This is a genomic window from Blautia sp. An81 (assembly GCF_002161285.1).
Classification (GTDB): domain Bacteria; phylum Bacillota; class Clostridia; order Lachnospirales; family Lachnospiraceae; genus Blautia; species Blautia ornithocaccae.
In genome coordinates this window covers 184,038-204,582 of record NZ_NFHH01000004.1, presented here as the reverse complement: position 1 = coordinate 204,582, position 20,545 = coordinate 184,038, and the positions used below count along the sequence as shown (strand labels likewise).

The 20,545-nt window shown below is 44.0% G+C and carries 16 protein-coding genes, 1 tRNA gene and 1 pseudogene; 5 read left to right on the top strand and 13 right to left on the bottom strand.

All coding sequences use genetic code 11. The features are described from left to right. Positions 1-15: 15 nt before the first annotated feature. Positions 16-381, bottom strand: coding sequence for a fluoride efflux transporter CrcB (crcB, locus tag B5G33_RS05775; protein ID WP_087268985.1), 366 nt, complete (start codon positions 379-381; stop codon positions 16-18). Positions 382-579: 198 nt separating this feature from the next. Between crcB and B5G33_RS05770 the strand changes: the two genes are divergently transcribed. Continuing rightward, complete coding sequence (locus B5G33_RS05770) at positions 580-2,208, top strand: alkaline phosphatase (RefSeq protein ID WP_087268988.1); 1,629 nt, start codon at positions 580-582, stop codon at positions 2,206-2,208. Positions 2,209-2,212: 4 nt separating this feature from the next. After that, positions 2,213-3,409: a YibE/F family protein gene (locus B5G33_RS05765; RefSeq protein WP_087417000.1), complete on the top strand. Its 1,197-nt coding sequence runs from the start codon at positions 2,213-2,215 to the stop codon at positions 3,407-3,409. A gap of 142 nt (positions 3,410-3,551) precedes the next feature. On the opposite strand, the gene metA is transcribed toward B5G33_RS05765, so the two are convergent. The 4 genes from metA to B5G33_RS05745 all read right to left on the bottom strand — a co-directional run bounded on the left by metA (position 3,552) and on the right by B5G33_RS05745 (position 8,960). Then, on the bottom strand, positions 3,552-4,481 hold the full coding sequence (metA, locus tag B5G33_RS05760; protein WP_087268993.1) for a homoserine O-acetyltransferase MetA: 930 nt from the start codon (positions 4,479-4,481) through the stop codon (positions 3,552-3,554). An 87-nt stretch (positions 4,482-4,568) separates the two neighbouring features. After that, the gene (gene cls, locus B5G33_RS05755) at positions 4,569-6,128 is read right to left on the bottom strand and encodes a cardiolipin synthase (protein WP_087268996.1); all 1,560 of its coding nucleotides are present in this window, start codon (positions 6,126-6,128) and stop codon (positions 4,569-4,571) included. Positions 6,129-6,210: 82 nt separating this feature from the next. After that, a complete protein-coding gene (gene ligA / locus B5G33_RS05750) occupies positions 6,211-8,166 on the bottom strand; it encodes an NAD-dependent DNA ligase LigA (RefSeq protein WP_087416999.1) in 1,956 nt (651 codons plus the stop codon). Continuing rightward, positions 8,166-8,960 carry a pseudouridine synthase gene (locus B5G33_RS05745; protein ID WP_087416998.1) on the bottom strand — a complete coding sequence of 265 codons (795 nt, stop codon included), beginning with the start codon at positions 8,958-8,960 and terminating at the stop codon, positions 8,166-8,168. The genes ligA and B5G33_RS05745 overlap by 1 nt, the downstream gene beginning before the upstream one ends. Positions 8,961-9,149: 189 nt before the next feature. Here B5G33_RS05745 and B5G33_RS05740 point away from each other — a divergent pair, with 189 nt between their 5' ends. After that, positions 9,150-10,313 carry a cell wall-binding protein gene (locus tag B5G33_RS05740; protein ID WP_087416997.1) on the top strand — a complete coding sequence of 388 codons (1,164 nt, stop codon included), beginning with the start codon at positions 9,150-9,152 and terminating at the stop codon, positions 10,311-10,313. A gap of 187 nt (positions 10,314-10,500) precedes the next feature. On the opposite strand, the gene B5G33_RS05735 is transcribed toward B5G33_RS05740, so the two are convergent. The 7 genes from B5G33_RS05735 to B5G33_RS05705 form a co-directional block, all read right to left on the bottom strand. Then, entirely contained in the window at positions 10,501-11,397 is an 897-nt protein-coding gene (locus B5G33_RS05735; RefSeq protein WP_087269006.1) for an SH3 domain-containing protein, read from the bottom strand. A gap of 51 nt (positions 11,398-11,448) precedes the next feature. Beyond that, positions 11,449-11,521: transfer RNA gene (locus B5G33_RS05730), tRNA-Arg, on the bottom strand. Between the two features lie 136 nt (positions 11,522-11,657). After that, a complete protein-coding gene (locus B5G33_RS05725; RefSeq protein WP_087416996.1) occupies positions 11,658-12,542 on the bottom strand; it encodes a DUF5688 family protein in 885 nt (294 codons plus the stop codon). 221 nt (positions 12,543-12,763) lie between these two features. Then, a complete protein-coding gene (gene efp, locus B5G33_RS05720; protein WP_087269012.1) occupies positions 12,764-13,321 on the bottom strand; it encodes an elongation factor P in 558 nt (185 codons plus the stop codon). Positions 13,322-13,406: 85 nt separating this feature from the next. Beyond that, complete coding sequence (locus B5G33_RS05715; RefSeq protein WP_087269015.1) at positions 13,407-13,919, bottom strand: YqeG family HAD IIIA-type phosphatase; 513 nt, start codon at positions 13,917-13,919, stop codon at positions 13,407-13,409. A gap of 67 nt (positions 13,920-13,986) precedes the next feature. Continuing rightward, on the bottom strand, positions 13,987-15,348 hold the full coding sequence (locus B5G33_RS05710) for a citrate/2-methylcitrate synthase (RefSeq protein WP_087416995.1): 1,362 nt from the start codon (positions 15,346-15,348) through the stop codon (positions 13,987-13,989). Positions 15,349-15,536: 188 nt separating this feature from the next. Further along, positions 15,537-17,723 carry a DNA topoisomerase III gene (locus B5G33_RS05705; RefSeq protein WP_087416994.1) on the bottom strand — a complete coding sequence of 729 codons (2,187 nt, stop codon included), beginning with the start codon at positions 17,721-17,723 and terminating at the stop codon, positions 15,537-15,539. Positions 17,724-17,902: 179 nt separating this feature from the next. On the opposite strand from B5G33_RS05705, the pseudogene B5G33_RS22200 reads away from it, so the two are divergent. Continuing rightward, positions 17,903-18,172, top strand: a pseudogene (locus tag B5G33_RS22200) (aryl-sulfate sulfotransferase); the annotation flags it as partial. A gap of 11 nt (positions 18,173-18,183) precedes the next feature. Here B5G33_RS22200 and aroF read toward each other — a convergent pair. Then, positions 18,184-19,194 (bottom strand): 3-deoxy-7-phosphoheptulonate synthase, encoded by a 1,011-nt coding sequence (gene aroF, locus B5G33_RS05695; RefSeq protein ID WP_087269025.1) that lies wholly within the window; start codon positions 19,192-19,194, stop codon positions 18,184-18,186. Between the two features lie 393 nt (positions 19,195-19,587). On the opposite strand from aroF, the gene B5G33_RS05690 reads away from it, so the two are divergent. Further along, positions 19,588-20,544, top strand: coding sequence for an AAA family ATPase (locus B5G33_RS05690; protein ID WP_087416992.1), 957 nt, complete (start codon positions 19,588-19,590; stop codon positions 20,542-20,544). Position 20,545 lies beyond the last annotated feature (1 nt).

The window sequence follows — 20,545 nt, the reverse complement described above, 5'->3', positions numbered from 1 at the left end:
ACTCCTTCCTCATTTTCACCGTACCACAGCCTGCCCACCAAACACTGTCAATATACCTAACACTACACTTAAGCTCACATACAGCAGCGCCGTTACTGTATTGCCACCCTTGAGCAAATCTCCTGTTTCCAGAGCAAAGGAAGAAAATGTGGTAAACCCTCCGCATATTCCAACCTTCAAAAACAGCACTGCTCTGGGATTCAGGCCATTATTCTTCAAAGCCAGCCCGGCGATCATGCCTATGATAAAAGAGCCCAGTATGTTTATGGCAAATGTCTTAACAGGGAAATCCAGGTTTTCATTTACCGGTATCAGTCCTATGAGATAACGGCAGACTGCCCCGATAAAGCCTCCGGCGCCTACTACGATACATTCGATCATCTTTCTCTCCTCTCTCAAGTTTGTCTATATCACCGATTATACCTTGAAACCCTTAAAAACTCAATTCAAAGCCTGTATTTATACCCTGTTATAGTTCACAAAGATTTTACTTAAAATTATTATAACAGCGATAGTTGGTATTTAGCTCTTTATGATATATTAAATCGCGCAAACACAAAACAACTCAGGAGGAAATTTATGAAGAGAAAAATTATTTGTCTGACTATGGCTTCTATGATGCTGGCAACAGGTCTTTTAGCCGGCTGCGGAAACACAGCAACAGAAGAAGTGAATGCAGAAACTCAGGAGACAGCTGCAGCAGAAGAAACCAGTGCGGCTGCTCAGACAGAAGGAAAAACGCCTAAATATGTCTTCTTGTTTATCGGAGACGGTATGAGCTATCCGCAGATTCAGCTGACAAATTATTTTAAGAGTGCAAATGCTTCAGCAGAAAATGCAGAGACAGTTACGGTAGAAGGGGAAGAGCAGACTGTACTGAGCAGCCAGAACAACCTGAATATGATGAACTTCCCGGTTGCAGGCTCTGCTCAGACTTATGACAGCACCTCTTTTGCTCCGGACTCTGCATCAACAGCAACTTCTATTGCAACTGGATACAAGACCTGGAGCGGAAGCATCAACGTAAGTGAAGATTTCTCACAGGAATATGAAACCATCGCAGAAAAACTGAAAGCCCAGAAAGATTACAAGATCGGCGTAATTTCCAGCGTAAACCTCAATCATGCCACTCCGGCAGCCTTCTATGCGCATCAGGCTTCCAGAAACGATTACTATGATATCGGTCTGGAACTTGTAGAAAGCGGATTTGATTATTTTGCCGGCGGAGCTCTTCTACAGCCTACAGGGGAAAATGAAGATCAGAAAGATCTTTACACAGCAGCAGAAGAAGCCGGATACAAAGTTGTCAGAACTCAGGCCGAGGCTGAAGCGCTGACTCCAGATGACGGAAAAACCATTGTCGTTGAAGAACACCTGGCTGACAGTGATGCTATGCCTTATGATATGGATCTCCAGGATGGACAGTGGGCCCTGGCAGACTATGTAGACAAGGGAATCGAAATGCTGGATAACGAAAATGGATTTTTCATGATGGTAGAAGGCGGAAAGATTGACTGGGCATGTCATGCAAACGACGCAGCAGCAACTATCAGCGATACCATTGCTCTGGATGATGCAGTTGCAGAGGCTGTGGACTTCTACAATGAGCATCCGGACGAAACTCTGATCCTGGTAACAGGTGACCATGAAACAGGTGGTCTTACCATTGGTTATGCCGGAACTGACTATGATACCTTCCTTCAGAATTTTAATAACCAGAAGATTTCCTATGCTAAATTTGATTCTGACTATGTGGCAGGATATAAAGAAAACAAAACCGATTTTGATACAGTTATGAAAGATGTAACAGAACTGTTCGGTCTTCAGGCTCCTGTTTCTGACGATACTGCTACCCAGCAGAAAGACAGTGCAGATATGCATCCGGAATCCACCAATGACGGAAGTCTTGTTATGACCCAGTATGAGTATGATAAGCTGAAAGAAGCATATGACACCACCATGAGCAGAACCGGAGAAGAGGAAGAATTCGGCCAGGATGAATATGTGAAATACGGAAGCTATGAGCCTCTTACCGTTACCATCACACATATCCTGAATAACAAGAGCGGTGTAAACTTTGGTTCCTACGCTCATACAGGTCTTCCGGTAGAAGTTTTCGCACAGGGTGTGGGACAGGAAGAATTTGACGGATATTACGATAATACAGATATCTATAAAAAAGTAGCATCTTTGACAGGAGTAGAGTAAACGAATGAAGCGTATTTTTTTCAATAAACAGAAAAATATGCTCCTGACGATCATCATAGGAATACTTATGATTGCTGTCCTCATAGCCATTCCAACTGGCTATGAGGATGCTTTGATTTATCAGGGGTCGGAACGTGCAGTGGGAATTGTAACAGAAGTGGATAATTCGGCGATTAAAAGTTCCGGACTGATCCAGTCCGGAGAGCAGACTTGTGTAATGGAAATCCAAAACGGTCCCTTTCAGGGCCAGGAAATCACAGGAGTGAATTTTCTGAGCGGTTCTCTGGAAAAGGATAAGATTTTTAAAGAGGGGGACAAGGCCTTTCTAACCATCAGTCTCAATGGAGATGAAATTTCTTCTGCGGTGATCACAGACCACTTCCGCCTGGATAAAGAATTGATCCTGCTGGCAGTCTTTGCCGTCTTTCTGATCGCAGTTACAGGAAAGAACGGATTTCAGGCAATCTTTTCTTTTGCCATTACCATTCTGACCATATGGAAAATTCTGGTCCCAGCTTATCTAAAGGGATATTCTCCCATCTGGGTGGGAATTGGGATTACCGTATTCCTTACCCTTATGATCATATTTTTTGTATACGGTGTGGACAAAAGAACAGTAACAGCGTCCCTGGGCTCTCTTCTGGGAATCCTGGCCACCTGTATTCTGGGAATGCTCTTTACCGATCTATTCCATATCAATGGAGCGGTAATGCCTGACTCAGAGTCTCTGCTTTACAGTGGATTTCAGCATCTGGATCTGACTGCTATCTTCATGAGCAGTATTTTCATCGGAGCTTCCGGCGCTATGATGGATCTGTCTGTGGATATCACCTCGGCAATTTATGAAGTGGTAGAGAAAAAGCCGGATATTTCCTGGAAAGAAGCAGCCAAATCCGGCATGAACGTAGGGCGCGCAGCCATGGGAACTATGACGACAACCCTGCTCCTGGCATACTCAGGAGGATATATTACCCTGCTTATGGTCTTTATGGCCCAGGGAACCCCGATTGACCATATCCTGAATTATAAATATGTGTCTGCAGAAATTCTGGATACCGTCGTGGGAAGCTTTGGTCTGGTAACAGTCGCCCCCTTTACAGCGCTGACTGCCGGAATCCTTCTTACCAGAAAAAAACATGAGGTTCAGGAACAGACCGAAGAAAGTATACAGCCTGAAAAAGCAATCGGCTCTTTAGAATAAATAATCTATTCTATTGAATCCTTTTTTAAACAGCCGCTGCCTCCCTTTGATGAAAGAAGATTTTCTTCATCAAAGGGAGGCAGCGGCTATACTTTTAATTATCGATTTTCAGATATCTTCTGACCTTTGCCATATATTCTTACTATCTTGTAAAATCAGGAGTTCCTGCCATATCATAGGGCGTTACCTGATATACATAGTAATTCAGCCAGTTGGTATACAGATTGTTGGCATGAGCTCTCCACAAAAGGAGGGGCTTATTTTCTGCGTTATCGTCGGGATAATAGGCTTTTGGCATATCGATAGGCAGCCCCTTGCCCAGATCTCTCTTATATTCCTGGTCCAGGGTTACCCTGTCGTATTCCGGATGTCCCATGACAAAAATCTGCCGTCCTTCCTGGGCCATAGCCAGGAACACGCCTGCCTCTTCTGACTCTGCCAGAACAGTAAGAGCTTTACAGTTATGGATATCCTCTGCAGGCACTTCTGTATGACGGGAATGAGGTGCCAAAAATACATCGTCAAATCCCCTTACCAGAGGGATCTTCCGGTTCATGACCTTATGAGGAAACAGTCCAAAAACTTTATGATCCATCATCTTTTTTTTCAGTCCATAGTGATAGTACAGACCTGCCTGGGCAGCCCAGCAAAGATATATGGTAGAGGTGACATTCTCTTTTGTCCACTCCATGATCTCTTTCATTTCTTCCCAGTAATCTACTTCCTCAAATTCCATCTGCTCCACCGGAGCTCCGGTGATGATCATTCCATCGTACTTCTGCTCTTTCACTTCATCAAAAGTCTGATAGAACTTATTCAGATGGCTGGTGGCTGTATTTTTGGAAGTGTGGCTTTTTACCATCATAAAAGAAACATCCACCTGGAGAGGGGTATTGGAAAGAGAACGGAGGAGCTGCAGCTCCGTCTCCTCTTTTAAAGGCATCAGATTCAGAATGAGAATCTGTATGGGACGGATATCCTGATGTACCGCCCGGTTTTCGTCCATTACAAATATATTTTCTTTTTCCAGGATTTCCTTTACCGGAAGATCGCTTTGTATTTTAATCGGCATCTTTTCTCCTCACCTTTCTGTATCCTTTTTCGAGTAATACTCCATATTATCTTATTCTACAACCAACAGGGCTTTCCTGCAAGATTTTTACATTAACGGTGCAAAAGGTCTTAAGGCCTTTCCCAGAACCCTTGTACCTAATTTCAGCTTTTTATAATCTGAAATCTGAATCTTTATACTCTTTTCCAATGTTTCCTGAAAGTCCTTCTTTATATAGGGGATCTGTGAGTTTCGGTACATCAGAAGCCCGCATTCAAAATGGTGGTAAAAACTTCGATAATCCAGATTCACCGTTCCCACCACTGCCTTTTCATCATCCGACACAAAAACTTTGGCATGAACAAATCCCGGCTCATATTCATAAATTTCCACACCGGCCTCCAGAAGCTCATTATAATAGGTCTTAGCCAGGGAGAATGCTGTCTTTTTATCCGGAATATGCGGCATGATGATCTGCACCTCTACCCCACGTTTTGCCGCGTAGACCAACGTCATAAGGAATTCGTGATCTAATATCAGATAGGGCGTCATAATATGAACATAGTCCCTGGCTGTGTTGAGAATATCCATATATATCTGTTTTCCCACTCGCTCACTGCCGTAAGGGCTGGAGCCATATGGGATCACATAGCCGTCATTTGCCATAGAAAATTCCCGGGGCGTTTTGTACCGCAGATAATCCTCCGGTCTTTTTTCCGAAACATTCCACATTTCCAGGAACATATAGGTAAAGCTTTCCACAGCCTTTCCCTTTATCATCACCGCTGTATCCTTCCAGTGTCCGAACCGAATCTTTCTGTTAATGTATTCATCTGCCAGATTGGTTCCGCCGGTAAACGCAGTTTTTCCATCAATGACCAGGATCTTCCGGTGATCCCGGTTATTATAATGGGTAGAAAATATAGGCTTAATAGGGGCAAACATTTTGCAGGAAATCCCCTCTTTTTCCAGAAGCTCCGGATAGAAATAAGGAAGAAGGGACAGTACGCAGGTACCGTCGTACATCACCCGGACCTCAACACCTTCTTTTGCTTTCTGTTTCAGGATGTCCAGGATACTTTCCCACATTTCTCCTTCTGCAACAATAAAGAATTCCAGGAAAATAAACTTTTCAGCCTTTTTCAGCTGGGAAAGGATATCTTTATACTGGTAATCTCCCAGAGAATAGTATTTCACAGAAGTATGGTCATACACCGGCGCATCTGCATACTCTGAGAGATAATCTGCCATATGGGCCATCTGCCGGTCTCTTTCCCGAAGCCTCTCTTTCACCTCCGGCTCCTGGACCACATATTTCCTGGTTTCTTCTGCCAGAACGTTCAGCCGCTTATAGATCAGTCTGGTGCCCGGCTGGCTGGTAAAATATACATAGAGAAGGGCCCCCACTACCGGGAGTACTGCAATGGGCAGCATCCAGACCAGCTTAAAGTCCGGATTTCCTCTGGCATTGTAGATATAGATCACCACGCTGGCGCTGATAATAAGAAAAAATCCATACAGCGCATAGCTGTAGTCACTGAGAAGTATAAATCCGCCTAACAGCAGAGCAAACTGTATGAGAAAGGCTGCCGCCACCACCAGAGTCCTGCCGTAGATAATTTTTCTTACCTTTTTTAGTCCCTCTTCTTTGATTTCTTTTCTCTGCATCTGTCTCCCGTCCTTTATATGAAAGTGGGAATGCTCCTGCTAAATTCCCCTTCTGTTATCTGCCTGCTTCTTTTGTATCCTTCTACTGCTCTTCTGCCATATGAAGGAAATCTTCCTCTGAAAGAATGGGGATTTCCAGTTCTCTGGCCTTTTTATTTTTAGAAGAATTGGAAGTCGCATCATTGTTAATGAGATAATCTGTCTTGGAAGTAACGCTTCCCGTTACCTTTCCTCCACGCTGCTCGATATATTCCTTCAATTCAGCCCTGTTGGCAAAGTGGTTCACACTGCCTGTGATCACAAACTGTTTGCCATCCAGGGTAAGACGGCTCTCCTGTTTTACCTCTTCCAGTTCCAGATGAGAAAGAAGATGGCGGAATTTTCTCATGTTTTCTTCATCAGAAAAATACTCTGTATAAGTCTTTGCGATAACTGGGCCGATTCCTTCTATACTGCTGATTTCTTCCGCCGTAGCCTGGACCATTTTTTCCAGATCATAGTGAAATTCTTTGCAGATCATTTTTGCATTGGCCAGTCCTATATTGGCGATCCCCAGACTATAAAGAAGTCTTGGCAGTGTGGTATGCCTTGCCTTCTCCAGGCTGGCCATCAGGTTATCAAAGGATTTTTCCCCGAATCCGTCCATTTCCACGATTTCTTCCCGGAACTTTCCGATTTCAAAAATGTCTCCAAAATCTTTGATAAATCCTTTCAGGATAAATTTCTCCAGGGTAGCCTCAGACAGACCGTCTATATTCATAGCATCCCTGCTGACGAAAAGGGTAAAAGATTTAATCTTCTTGGCCTGACAGTCCGGATTCATGCAGTAAAGAGATTCTACCTCGTTGGTTTTGACCACTCTGGCTTCCTTTCCGCACACCGGACAGGTATCCGGGATTTCCAGCTTTCCGCTGCGAGTAAGATTCTCCGCAATCTGAGGGATGATCATATTTGCCTTATAAACCTGGATTCTGTCTCCGATTCCCAGCTGCAGCTCTTTCATAATACTGATATTGTGGACACTGGCCCGGCTCACTGTAGTTCCCTCCAGCTCCACAGGCTCAAAGATTGCTACGGGATTGATCAGCCCTGTTCTTGAAGGACTCCATTCAATCTCTTTCAAAGTAGTTTCCCTTGTCTCATCCTTCCATTTAAAAGCATAGGAATTTCTGGGAAATTTCGCCGTACTTCCCAGGGAATCTCCGTATGCGATATCATCATACAGTGCAACCAGTCCATCTGAAGGAAAATCATTTTTTGCCACCTGCCCTGCAAAATAGTCCATGGCTTTATCTAAAGTATCTCTTGTTACCATCCGGTATTCCACCACATCAAATCCCTGGTCCCTCAGCCACTGAAACTGTTTTTCCCTGGAATTCTGAAAATCCACCCCCTGGGCTCTCACAAGAGAAAATGCATAAAAATGAACATTTCTCCTGGCTGTGATCTCATTATTTAACTGCCGTACGGAACCGCTGCAGAGATTCCGGGGATTTTTATATCTGGCGTCTACATCTTCGATCTCTTCATTGATCTTTTCAAAATCTGAATAGGTGATGATCGCTTCTCCTCTGAGGACCAGCTCTCCTTTAAAAGAAATCTGAAGGGGAATATTTTTAAAAACCCGGGCGTTATTGGTAATAACCTCTCCCACTACGCCGTTTCCTCTGGTAACTGCTTTCTGGAGTTTTCCATCTCCGTAGGTAAGGACTATGGTAAGACCGTCCAGTTTCCAGGAAAGCAGGGTTTTCTGATCCCCCACAAAATCCCGGAGAGCTTCTACATCTTTTGTCTTGTCCAGAGAAAGCATAGGGGTTTCATGGGCCTCCTTTGGCAGCTCCTCCAGGGCTTCATAGCCTACCGATACTGTAGGACTTCCTGCCAGAGTCACCCCTGTCTCTGTTTCCAGGGCTTCCAGCTCATCATACAGTTTGTCATATTCAAAATTACTCATAATTTCCCTGTCTTCCTGATAATAGGCCTTGGCAGCCTTCTGAAGCACAGGTATCAATTCTTTCATTCTTTCAATCTTATCCATCAGGAATCTTTCCTCCAGCTTTTCTTTTTCTTACCGGGAGTTCGATATTTGCCCGGATTTTTTACAGGTTTTCCTCCCCGGAACACTTCCCGGACAGGAGGCTTCTCCTTCAGTTTTTTTTCAAGGAGCTCCAGTTCCTGGCCCTGGATCTCTCTTAAGGCTCCCACAGTCATGTCTCCCAGAGTGATATTCATGATTCGCACTCTTTTAAGATTGACCACCTGATATCCCAGATATTCGCACATTCTCCGTATCTGGCGGTTCAGTCCCTGGGTCAGTACGATAGAAAAGGATTTCTCTCCAGTCTTCCACACCCTGCATTCTCTGGTGATGGTTCCCAAAATCGGAACTCCCTGACTCATCTTTCGTATAAATCCCTCTGTAACTGGTTTATCTACCGTTACTTCATATTCTTTTTCGTGAAAGTTCCCTGCCTTCATCATCTCGTTGGCCAGGTCCCCCCGGTTTGTCAGAAGAAGGAGCCCCTGGGAATCTTTGTCCAGCCTTCCTGCATAATATACCCGGACAGGATAATTGATATAAGAAATCACATTATTTTTTACTCTTGTATCTGTGGTGCACTCCACGCCTTTCGGTTTATAAAAAGCCAGAAGGACTTTCTTTTCTGTGGGCTCGATCTTTTTACCGTCAATCCGTATCACACAGGTAGGGTCTGCCTGCATGCCGGGAACTGCTTTCTCCCCATTTACTTCCACTCTTCCGGCTTCTATGAGCCGGTCTGCCTCCCGCCGGGAACAGATTCCCCTGTCGCTGAGATATTTATTTAAACGCATACTTCTCTATCCTTCCGTCTTCTTCTGGTAAATTATCCTTACACCATAGAGCAGCAAGCCAGGCGAGCATTTATACTCATTTGGCGACTAGCCGCTATGGAGCTAGTATAACACATTTGTTCCCCCCTTGTACACTGACGGTATTCAATGTATAATAAAAAGACAAAAATATACAAAGAGGATAAAGCTATGAAATTCACAGTAAAAGGCGTATGTTTTACCCTGCTCGTTATCTTCTCAGGTTTTCTCCTGCTGCTCCTCCCTTCCTTTATTATGGGCACAGTTAAAAATTATCTCATTGCCCGGGAAAACAGAGAGGTCAGCCGTCAGGAAGATCACTGGGTATATAACAGCACAGGAAGACGTTTTGAATATCACGACGGTTCTTTTATCCAGAATACCAGTCAGGAAATAGATGGCGTAACTTATTACTTTGACGAACAGGGTTATGTCCGGACAGGCTGGGTTCAGGAAAAAGGCGTTCTTTATTACCGGGATTCTGATGGAACTCCTGAGACCGGCTGGTTTGAAGATGAAAGTGGGAAATATTATCTGGACGAAAATGGCTCTCCTAAGATTGGATGGGCCGATATTGATGGAAAAAAATATTATTTTTCTTCTACCGGTGTAATGGCAACAGGATTTACAGAAATTGACGGACAGCAGCATCTGTTCATGGATGATGGTTCTGTATCTCCAGGATGGACAGACAAAGACGGCAAGCGATACTACCTGGATGAAAATGGAACTGTTTCCACAGGTATGAAGGAAATCGACGGCAAGACATATTTCTTCCGGGAAGACGGCTCTATGGCTACAGGCTGGATCACTAATAATGGAAGCCGCCGTTATATGGGACAGGACGGCGCCATGGTAACCAACGCCTGGGTAGATGAAGGAAATCAGCGTCATTATGTAGGCGCAGACGGCAAAGAGCAGACCGGCTGGATCACAGTAAATGGAAAGCGTTATTTTCTTACGCCAGAAGGAATCCTGGCAGATCCTGGATGGATGAAGCAAAATGATAAATGGTATTTTATAGATACAGACGGAAGCGCAAAAACTGGTCTTTTCCAAAGCGAAGGAAAATGGTATTATCTCACTGCAGATGGAAAACTTCAGGAAGGCTGGGTAGAGAGCCAGGGAAAACGGTACTATCTGGCAAACGGCCAGCTGATGACCGGATGGCGAAAGATTGGAGATAAGCAGTATTACTTTAACGGCGACGGCTCCATGGCTACCGGATGGATCACCATAGAAGGAAAATCTTATTTTCTGAAAGAAGATGGAAGCCTGGATACTTCTGCAATGAAGGAAGATACAACAACGGAATCTGCAGCCACGACTCCGTAAAAATCCACTATTGAAATTTTTGAATCTGTATTCTTATTTAAAAGCTGCCCCATGAAGCAGAAACCCAGGATGTTCCTGGCATATGTTTCATGGGGCAGACTTTTTTATTCCATAAGGCAGTCCAAAGGACTCTCCTATAGAAAAAAAGAGTTACGGAATATTCCATAACCCTCTTTTTTCATAATTTTTACTGCAGCAGGTCACTGTGTATATAAGCTTCCTGTCCGTTATATTCTACTTTGATCCAGCTGTCTCCAGCATTCTCCAGCTTTTTCACCTGGTCTCCTGCCTGAAGTCTTCCTAATATCTGAGAAGAAGTATTGGCATCTGCCCGTACATTACAATCTTCTGCAGCTGTAAGCATATCTCCGTCGTCTGCCATAAGAGCTGTATTCGTCTCTTCCCCAAGCTGTTCCAGATAACTTTTCAATTCTTCATTGGACTCTACAGTCTGGTTGTAATTTTCTTCCACCTGAGAAATCAGTTCCTGAACATCATCTTCCTGTCTTGTCTTCTCAATGCACTCCTGAACTTCCTGGTCGGATTCGTCATTATGAATCAGCCAATTATTGCTCTCATCCTTCATTACATACAGCTCGGACAATCCCGGCGCCGGCGTATCTATTCCCTGAAATTTCAGATCATAAGCTGCAAATACCACATAACTGTTATCATCCAGACCTTTCTTGGTATAGACTTGAATGTTGTCATAGCTCTCTATATAGGTTGCATTGACAACTTTCGCTTCATCTGTAGAACTGAAATTATCTGTCAGTTCTCTCATGGCATCTACATTCTTCTGTCCCCACGCATCATAAAAGGACTCAATCAAGGTATTTACTTCAGGGTACGCATTTTCTTCAAGAGCGTTGGTATCTGTTTCTTCCACTTCTTCAGATCCTGTATCTTCCGAAGAATTTCTCTCTTGTTCTGTTTGTTGTTCTTCCTGTGCAGGCTCACTGCGTAAAACTCCAATCAGCGCACGGCCTCCGAAAAACAGGATAAGCAGAACCGCCAGAATCGCCAGACCCAGAAGAATATACCTCAGATTATCTGAGAGCCATTCTCTGAAATTGTCTAACATACCTGTCCTCCTTAATATTCCCTTATTCCATGCTCTCCCCAAAGCACAAAACACACCCGGAGGGATTCGAACCCCCGACACATGGTACCGGAAACCACTGCTCTATCCCCTGAGCTACGGGTGCTTAATCATTACATCTTGGATATCATATCACATTTTTTTCCACTTGTAAAGCACTAGCCCTATTTCCGTCATTTTAACGATTTTTTTGGGAAATACCACCTGTTTTCTCTCAAAAATCAGGCAGTATTCCCCACCTTTTACATCATAAGCTTCTCTTTCTGGCAGTCATAATAGTAGACCTGGTAGGAAAGTATCTCGTCTTCCTCTACCTGTGTCTGGTTCACTTCTCTGACCATTCTGGCCAGTTCAAAACGGGAATACTGTCCCTGATCCGGGACCAGGATACATTCATGGACACTGCTGGGCAGTACATAGAAATTACATCTTAGAATTTTAGAAATATGGCTTAAGACATGAGGATAAAGCAAAGCAGCGGCTCCGAAATATTTTTCCTGATTTGTAAGCACATACATAATCTCTTCTCCTGTGTATAGTCCCTCATCTTCACCGGAAAGTTCACGGATAAGTGCATCCATCCCCTGGAAAGTATAGGGAAGCTTTCTGCTGGTATTCATCACTGCATCCTCCAGAAGCTGCCTGGCGTTGATCTTCCATGCCTCCAGATTACAGTTATGTATCAGCATTGAGGCCCCCTGAAACTTCCCCCTCTCCAGCCGGTAATAGAAAACTATAGCAAGGTCCAGATATGCAATATAAGGCACTTTTGTCAGCAGGACTTTATTCATCTCATAATTGATCAGCTTAAAATACACCTGTCCTCTGGCCTTTTCATAATTATCAAAACAATCCAAAGAAAAATCCACCTCCTTTTCCTGATATGCGTTCTGCGCAAGAATTTCTCCGGCGATCTCCTCGGTACTTTCTCCCGCCTTCTCCCAGCTTTCAAAAAACTCTCTGAGATAAATAGCCGGTGCGATCCGTCCGCCTTTGCTGAGTATCATGACAGCTTCTTCCTCAATACCATTGTTCTTTTCCACTTTCCGGACCATGATCTTTTTCCCTTCTCCTGCTTTCTGCCGGAGGGTGTCCAGAAGTTCCTCTTTGAATGACTCATATCCCATAGGCATCCATCCTTTCTTAAAATTTATTTATATTTTGCAGAGCACAGATTCCCTGCAGAAATATCTCTTTCTATTCTGATTCAAATTTGCTTTTCCTGGATCTTTCCCCAGAATGGGGATATGAAATACTGGAAATGTATTAAGAAGAAAAAACTGCTGCAAAGTCATCTTTCTCTGCAGCAGTTCTCTTTCGTAAGATTTGGGGCATCTGCCCGGCGGGATTATACTCTGGACAGGTATTCTCCTGTTCTGGTATCAATCTTGATCACATCACCCTGGTTTACGAACAGCGGTACATATACCACTGCGCCAGTCTCTACAGTTGCAGGTTTTGTAGCACCCTGGGCTGTATTTCCAGCAAATCCAGGTTCTGTCTCTGTAATCTCCAGCTCTACAAACAGTGGTGGCTCAATAGCAAAAACACTTCCGTTATAGGAACATACTTTTACACTTTCATTCTCTTTCACAAATTTCAGAGAATCGCCAACTGTCTCTTTGTCAATAGCAATCTGGTCATAGGTTTCATTATTCATGAAGTTATACAGATCACCGTCGTTGTATAAATACTGCATATCTACACGATCAATACGAGCCTGTGGGAATTTTTCAGTTGGTCTGAAAGTTTTCTCCACAACGCCTCCACTGATCACATTTTTTAATTTTGTTCTAACGAATGCAGCACCTTTTCCCGGTTTAACGTGCTGGAATTCCATAATCTGTACTACATTACCATCAATTTCCAGTGTGAGACCATTTTTAAAATCTCCTGCTGATATCATAATGATATTCCTCCTTATTTCGTCCATTGGGGAAAAACCACAATTTTTCCGCTGTACTTTATTCTATAATACATCCGGGTATTTTTCAACTGTTTTTTCCCTTTCTCTTTTGTTTCCCATAAAAATAAAGGACGATTTTTTCCAGTTTTCTCTTCAGCACGATCTGAATCTCCTCTTTTGGATGAATGGGCTTTACCAGAATATTGCGTATTCCGGTCCTTTTGGCTCCATAGACATCTGTAAAAAGCTGGTCTCCGATAAAAATCGTATTCTCCAGGTTGGTCCCCATAAGTTCCATGGCTTTTAAGTAATTTTTTCTTCCTGGCTTATGGGCATCTTCAATAAAATGGACCTGGATATTTTTATTAAAGGAACTGACTCGTTCAAACTGGTTGTTAGAGAGCAGACAACAGGAAAAGCCCATTTCCTTCAGACGCTGGAACAGCCCTTCTGCTCTTTCATCTGCCGGCGCCCCGTGGGGTACCAGAGTATTGTCAATATCAAAAATAATCCCTCGGATTCCTTCCCTGTACAGCCTTTCAAAATCAATGCTGTAGGTAGAATCCAGATATTCGTCGGGAAAAAACTTTTCCAGCATATTACCTGGTTCCTTTCTGTCTGGTATTTAAAACCTATGGTAACAGTACCGGAGCATTTTGTCAAACTCAGCGTTCTTCCAAAGATACATAAGGCTGCTCTTCCAAAACATTCTTATATGCAGGACGGATGATCTTATCTGTGTTAATAAGCTCTTCCATCCGGTGAGCGCTCCAGCCTACGATACGGGCAATGGCAAACATCGGTGTATACAGCTCCAGAGGCAGACCCAGCATGCTGTACACAAAGCCGCTGTAGAAGTCCACATTAGCGCTTACACCTTTGTAAATGCGGCGTTCCTGAGCAATAACTTCCGGCGCCAGACGTTCAATCTTGGCATAGAGTTCATAGTCTCTCTTTCTTCCCTTCTCAATTGCCAGCTGTTTTACAAATTTTTTAAAAATCTGTGCCCTGGGATCAGAAATAGAATATACTGCGTGTCCCATACCATAGATCAGACCTCTCTTGTCAAATGCTTCTTTATGGAGCAGCTTGATCAGATAGTCTCTGATCTCATCTTCATCATTAGGGTCTTTAATATGTCTCTTCATGTCATGGAACATGCTTACCACTTTAATATTGGCGCCTCCGTGTTTCGGTCCCTTCAGGGAGCCTAAAGCTGCTGCAATAGTGGAATAGGTATCTGTTCCTGAAGAGGAAACCACATGTGTGGTAAAGGTGGAGTTATTACCGCCGCCGTGTTCCATATGGAGCACAAGAGCCAGGTCCAGTATGGTAGCTTCAAAAGGCGTGTATTTTTTATCCGGCCTGAGCATCAGCAGAATATTTTCTGCAGTGGAAAGATGTTTCTCCGGATTGTGAATGTACAGACTTTTCCCCAGATTGTAATGTCTGTGAGCCTGATAACCATATACGGATAACATTGGGAACACGCTGATAAGATTGATACACTGACGAAGTACATTGGATAACTCGATATTTTCCGGATCTGCGTCATAAGAATAAAGGGTAAGAACACTTCTGGATAGGGTATTCATCATATCTCTGCTGGGCGCCTTCATGATAACGTCCCTTACAAAATTTCTGGGAAGGCTTCTCTGGGCGGCCAGAATACCTTTAAATTCTTCCAGTTCCTGTTTATTGGGTAGTTTTCCGAAAAGGAGAAGATATGTAGTCTCTTCGAACCCAAATCGTTTATCTGATAAAAATCCCTGGGTAAGTTCCTCTATATTAATTCCCCGATAATATAATTCTCCTTCACAGGGAACGGTTTTTCCATCTACAACTTTGCTGGAAACAATGTTGGAAATCTGGGTCAGTCCTGCCAGAACGCCCTTTCCGTTTATATCTCTAAGTCCCCGTTTTACATCATATTTTCCATATAAATCAACATCAATCTTACTGTTCTCTTTACAGATATCTGTAAGAGCTTCTAACTGAGGTGTAACTTTCATATTAAATCCTGACATTTAAATTCCCCCTTTTCTTTCTTCAGCTTTCATCACTTTAGCACGATAATATCTTATCACACTCGCTTATATAGTGACAAGACAATTTTTTCTAAAGAATTTATGAACTCCAGATCAGCCAGATATAAAAAGAGCTGCCGCACTAAACAAAGATCCTAAATGTTTAATGCTGCAGCTCCGTCAGTTTTTTAGTCTTCTTTAAGATTTATCTTGGCCAGGGCCTGAGCAAATGCATTGTTAATAGGTTCCTGGGCCTCTTTACGCTGTTTGTTCAGATACCGCTGGACATCTTTTTTGCTGACTCCTACTCCCTCTTTTTCTCTTCTTGCCTGAAAGCTGGAGAGTTTTTCTTTATAGCCGCAGGCAGAGCAGATAAAGGTATCTTCTTTCCCTTTCAGGTACAGTTCCATTTTTCTATGGCAGTTAGGGCATCGGGCATTGGTAAGCCTGGATATGGTCTCTCTGTGTCCGCAGGCTCTGTCCTGACATACCAGCATTTTGCTGTTTTTTCCGTTTACTGCCAGCATCCTTTTTCCGCATACCGGGCATTTGGTATTTGTCAGATTATCATGGCGGAAGGTTCCCTCTCCGGCCCTGATCTCACCGATGATTTCTTCTGTGTAGTTTTTAATATCTTTCAAAAAGACATTTTTCTTTAATTTTCCCTGGGCAATCCTGGAAAGCCTCATTTCCCAGTCTGCCGTAAGTTCCGGTTTCTTCAGGTCTTCCGGCACCAGTTCCAGAAGCTGCTTTGCCTTGGATGTAATGAGAATGTCATTTCCTCTTTTCTCCATGAGAAAGGTATTGAATAATTTTTCAATAATATCTGCTCTGGTGGCTACTGTTCCCAGACCTCCTGTCTCACCCAGTGTTTTCACCGCCTTTGCATCCTTCGTCTGCATATATTTCACCGGATTTTCCATAGCAGAAAGGAGCGTAGCCTCATTAAAATGAGCTGGCGGCTGAGTCTTTCCTGCTGTCATATCTGTCCTGTCTATTTTCAGTCGCTGGCCTTTTTCCAGTTCTTTCAGAGTCTGAAACTCTTCTTCTTCCTCTTCTGTCCAGTCTCCTTCATAGGCCTCCTTCCAGCCCTGGCTTTTTACGATTTTTCCTTTCGCAGTGAAGATTTCTCCCCCTGCCTGGCCTTTAATCGTGGTCTGTTCATATTCAAAAGGAGGGTAAAGAACGCTGCAGAACCGCCTTACCACCAGATCGTAAATTTTTCTTTCTTCATTTGTCATATGGTCAAGCTGGACAAACTGCTCTGTAGGGATAATAGCATGGTGGTCGCTGACTTTTTTGTCATCTACAAAAGACTTATTTGCCTTTACCGGCTTCATGGACAGAGAACCGGCAATTTTTCTATAGGGCCCTACAGCACAGGCTTTCAGACGTTCTCTGATAGTCGGTACGATATCGCTGCCGATGTATCTGGAATCCGTTCTGGGATAAGTCAGTACCTTATGATTCTCATAGAGCCGCTGCATAATATTCAGGGTCTCTTTGGCAGAAAATCCGAATTTTTTATTGGCATCTCTCTGAAGTTCTGTCAGGTCATAGAGGCCGGGAGCATAAGTCTTTTTTCCGGATTTTTCCACTTCTGTAACCTCCAGCAGACCATTTCCAACTCTTGCCTTTATCTCTTCGATCCGTTCTTTTGAAAAGGAACGGCGGCTTCCGCTTTTTTCTTCCTGCCATGCAAAGCGGATTCCTCCGGCCAAAAGAGTCAGTCCATAGTATTCCCGGGGGGTAAACTGCCGGATTTCCTCTTCCCTTGCTGCGATCATCGCCAGAGTAGGGGTCTGGACCCGTCCGCAGGAAAGCTGGGCATTATATTTACAGGTGAGAGCTCTGGTAGCATTAATACCTACCAGCCAGTCAGCCTCGGCTCTGGACACAGCGGCGTCATATAAGGGCTCATAGTCCTTTCCGTCTCTCAGATGCGCGAATCCCTCCCGGATGGCCTTGTCTGTAACAGAAGAAATCCAGAGTCTTTTCACTGGCTTCGTACAGTGGGCTTTCTCCAAAATCCATCTGGCTACCAGCTCTCCTTCACGGCCTGCGTCAGTGGCAATAATGATCTCACTGACATCCTTTCGAAAAAGCTGGGTCTTGACAGCCTGGTACTGTTTTGCTGTCTGTTTGATCACCACCAGCTCCATTTTTTTCGGCATCATGGGCAGGTCTTCCATTTTCCATTCTTTATATTTCTTGTCATATTCTTCCGGGTCCGCCAAAGTCACCAGGTGACCCAGGGCCCAGGTTACCACATATTTTTCTCCTTCCAGGGCTCCGTTCAGCTTTTTTCCACATTTTAATACCCGGGCAATATCCCGGGCTACCGAAGGTTTTTCTGCTAAAACCAGAGATTTCATATATTTCTCTCCATTTCTCAAAAATTTCTTGTCGTCATAGCTGATTATAACATAGGTCTGCCTATACCGTGAACCTCTATATCAACCTTTTCGTAGTTTGAAGATTTTCACAAAAGGCTCAAAAAAGGGATTACGATTATTCACAGGACGAAAATTATACCGGGACTTACAGCGGCACCGAAGGGTCGGAATCCTACTATGTCAAGTACCTTGTAAATGAAGAAAAGGGTACCTACCAGCTCATAGAAAGGATTCCTGTAACATACTCCGGCTATGTCAGCTCTGTCCAGGAGCTGAACAATACTCTGCTCATAGACAGCGGGAGCGCCTTCACTGCCGTGGAGCTGGACCAAAATAACCAAATCATTCAGACTCTGAAGGGAACTGGAGATACCTGGTGGTACCGGGTATTCAAGTATGACTACATTGGTTTCTGGTTTACCGGCTGACAGACTGATTTTTACATAATCTTGCCAAAAAATCCCGCTGTCTTCTTTACCTTTTCCATCAGGTCAGTAAAGCTTTGTGGTGTCAGGGACTGTTTTCCGTCACAGAGGGCTTTTTCCGGATTGTTGTGTACTTCGATCATGACCCCGTCTGCTCCTGCGGCAATAGCTGCCATGGTAAGAGGCTCTACCATGAAACGGATGCCTGCCGCATGGCTGGGGTCTACGATCACCGGAAGGTGTGTCTTAGACTTCAGCATGGGAATGGCAGATATATCCAGGGTATTCCTCATAGAAGTCTCAAAGGTGCGGATACCCCTTTCGCAGAGGATCACCTGCTCATTTCCTCCTGCCATGATATATTCTGCACTCATGAGAAGCTCTTCCAGGGTATTTGCCATGCCTCTCTTTAGAAGAATGGGCTTACGGATTTTCCCCAGCTCTTTAAGAAGCTCAAAATTCTGCATATTCCTGGTTCCCACCTGGATCACGTCCACCTCTTCAAAAAGGGGCAGATGTTCTGCGCTCATGATCTCGGTCACAATGGGAAGTCCCGTAGTCTTCTTGGCCTCCAGAAGCATTTTCAGTCCTTCGCTGCCCAGGCCCTGAAAAGAATAGGGGGAAGTTCTTGGCTTAAAGGCGCCGCCTCTTAAGAGCCCTGCTCCAGCCTTCTGTACATCTAAGGCAACTTCTGTCATCTGTTCTCTGGTTTCCACAGAACAAGGCCCTGCAATTACCTGAAAATATCCTCCTCCTATTTTTTCCCCTCCAGCTTCTACCACAGTATCTTTAGGATGCATGGCTTTATTTGCCTTTTTATAAGGCTCATTGATTCTTTTTACAGATTCAACAACTTCTAAAGCTCCCAGCCACTCTTCATCTACCTCTGTGGTGTCTCCGATAAGCCCAATGAGCGATGTATTCATCCCCTCAGAAAGATGAAGTTTCAGTCCCATATCTGTCAGTTGTTTTTTCAGTTCCTCTACTTTTTTCTGGTCTGCGTTGTTTTTTAATACAAGAATCATATTTTTTCCTCCCTATAATTGAAAAAGCCGGTGTCTGCTGCAGACACCGGCTTATCTCTATGGACAGCACTTTTCCCTCAGGAAACTATTCTGCAGCAAAAAGAGCCTGCGCTATAAAAGCCCAGGAAGCAGTAATAAAAATAAAAATTTTTATTTCCACTGAGATTCTGCTGCGTCATTTCACTGTACCAGCCTTTCTGTTTTCTTTTAGGTTATGTTTATAATATCCTGAGAATCCTTTTTTGTCAACGATAAATTTTAGCAATTTAAAGTAAAGCAGTGAATTCTTAATCAAGATTAACAAAAAAAGAATTGTCAGTCTCTGACATGTCTTTTATAATAAATTTAGAATATGTATTGTCTTTTTATTTTAATTATAAAGGAGATCCCATCATGAACGGCCAAGAATCCCACAACCAACAGGCTCATCAGGTAATCCGTGAAGTACAGAAAGCAGTGTTTGGAAAGGACGAATGTATCCGGAAAGTGATGATGGCGATTTTAAGTTCCGGGCATATACTTCTGGAGGATATCCCAGGTGTTGGAAAAACAACCATGGCCCTGGCTTTTTCCAAAGCCCTGAACCTTAAAGAAAACCGCCTTACCTTTACCCCCGACGTCCTGCCTGCGGATCTTACAGGATTCACCATGTACAGAAAAGAAACTGGAAAGTTCTACTATCAGCCGGGAGCAGTTATGTGCAACCTTTTCCTGGGGGACGAGATCAACCGTACTTCCCCCAGAACTCAGTCTGCTCTTCTGGAAGTTATGGAAGAAGGACAAGTGAGTGTAGACGGTGTGACCCATCCGCTCCCAAAACCTTTTATTGTTATTGCTACTCAGAACCCTGCCGGCTCTGCCGGAACACAACTTCTCCCCCAGTCTCAGCTTGACCGTTTCACTGTCTGTCTCACCATGGGATATCCGGATATGGATGAGGAGATCGCTATCCTCAAAGGCCGCATTGCCCAAAATACCATTGAACAGGTCCGGTCTGCAGCAGACGGGCCCTGCCTGCTGCAGATGCAGGAAGAAGTCCGTGGAGTCTTTATCCATGACCGTATCTACCGGTATATTGGAAATCTGGTCCAGGCTACCAGGAGTCATCCTATGATAGAGCTGGGCGTCAGCCCCAGAGGCTCTCTGGCACTTGCCAGAATGGCTCAGGCCAGCTCCTATCTCCGCGGTAAAACCTATGTTACCCCTGATGATATTCGGGAGATATTCATGGATGTATGCGGCCACCGTATCCTTCTGAATGGAAAAGCCAGAATCAGCCATCTGACTCCTGCCGCTGTTTTAGAAGAAATCCTGAAAACAGTTCCCGGACCTTCTCTTCGCAGATCCTGAG

Excerpts from the sequence above, each read along its gene's own strand:
- B5G33_RS05710 (WP_087416995.1), bottom strand. The coding sequence starts at position 15,348 with ATGTCAGGATTTAATATGAAAGTTACACCTCAGTTAGAAGCTCTTACA.
- efp (WP_087269012.1), bottom strand. The coding sequence starts at position 13,321 with ATGATATCAGCAGGAGATTTTAAAAATGGTCTCACACTGGAAATTGAT.
- B5G33_RS05765 (WP_087417000.1), top strand. The coding sequence starts at position 2,213 with ATGAAGCGTATTTTTTTCAATAAACAGAAAAATATGCTCCTGACGATC.
- B5G33_RS05745 (WP_087416998.1), bottom strand. The coding sequence starts at position 8,960 with ATGCGTTTAAATAAATATCTCAGCGACAGGGGAATCTGTTCCCGGCGG.
- cls (WP_087268996.1), bottom strand. The coding sequence starts at position 6,128 with ATGCAGAGAAAAGAAATCAAAGAAGAGGGACTAAAAAAGGTAAGAAAA.
- B5G33_RS05740 (WP_087416997.1), top strand. The coding sequence starts at position 9,150 with ATGAAATTCACAGTAAAAGGCGTATGTTTTACCCTGCTCGTTATCTTC.
- metA (WP_087268993.1), bottom strand. The coding sequence starts at position 4,481 with ATGCCGATTAAAATACAAAGCGATCTTCCGGTAAAGGAAATCCTGGAA.
- B5G33_RS05735 (WP_087269006.1), bottom strand. The coding sequence starts at position 11,397 with ATGTTAGACAATTTCAGAGAATGGCTCTCAGATAATCTGAGGTATATT.
- crcB (WP_087268985.1), bottom strand. The coding sequence starts at position 381 with ATGATCGAATGTATCGTAGTAGGCGCCGGAGGCTTTATCGGGGCAGTC.
- B5G33_RS05690 (WP_087416992.1), top strand. The coding sequence starts at position 19,588 with ATGAACGGCCAAGAATCCCACAACCAACAGGCTCATCAGGTAATCCGT.
- B5G33_RS05770 (WP_087268988.1), top strand. The coding sequence starts at position 580 with ATGAAGAGAAAAATTATTTGTCTGACTATGGCTTCTATGATGCTGGCA.
- aroF (WP_087269025.1), bottom strand. The coding sequence starts at position 19,194 with ATGATTCTTGTATTAAAAAACAACGCAGACCAGAAAAAAGTAGAGGAA.
- B5G33_RS05705 (WP_087416994.1), bottom strand. The coding sequence starts at position 17,723 with ATGAAATCTCTGGTTTTAGCAGAAAAACCTTCGGTAGCCCGGGATATT.
- B5G33_RS05715 (WP_087269015.1), bottom strand. The coding sequence starts at position 13,919 with ATGCTGGAAAAGTTTTTTCCCGACGAATATCTGGATTCTACCTACAGC.
- B5G33_RS05725 (WP_087416996.1), bottom strand. The coding sequence starts at position 12,542 with ATGGGATATGAGTCATTCAAAGAGGAACTTCTGGACACCCTCCGGCAG.
- ligA (WP_087416999.1), bottom strand. The coding sequence starts at position 8,166 with ATGGATAAGATTGAAAGAATGAAAGAATTGATACCTGTGCTTCAGAAG.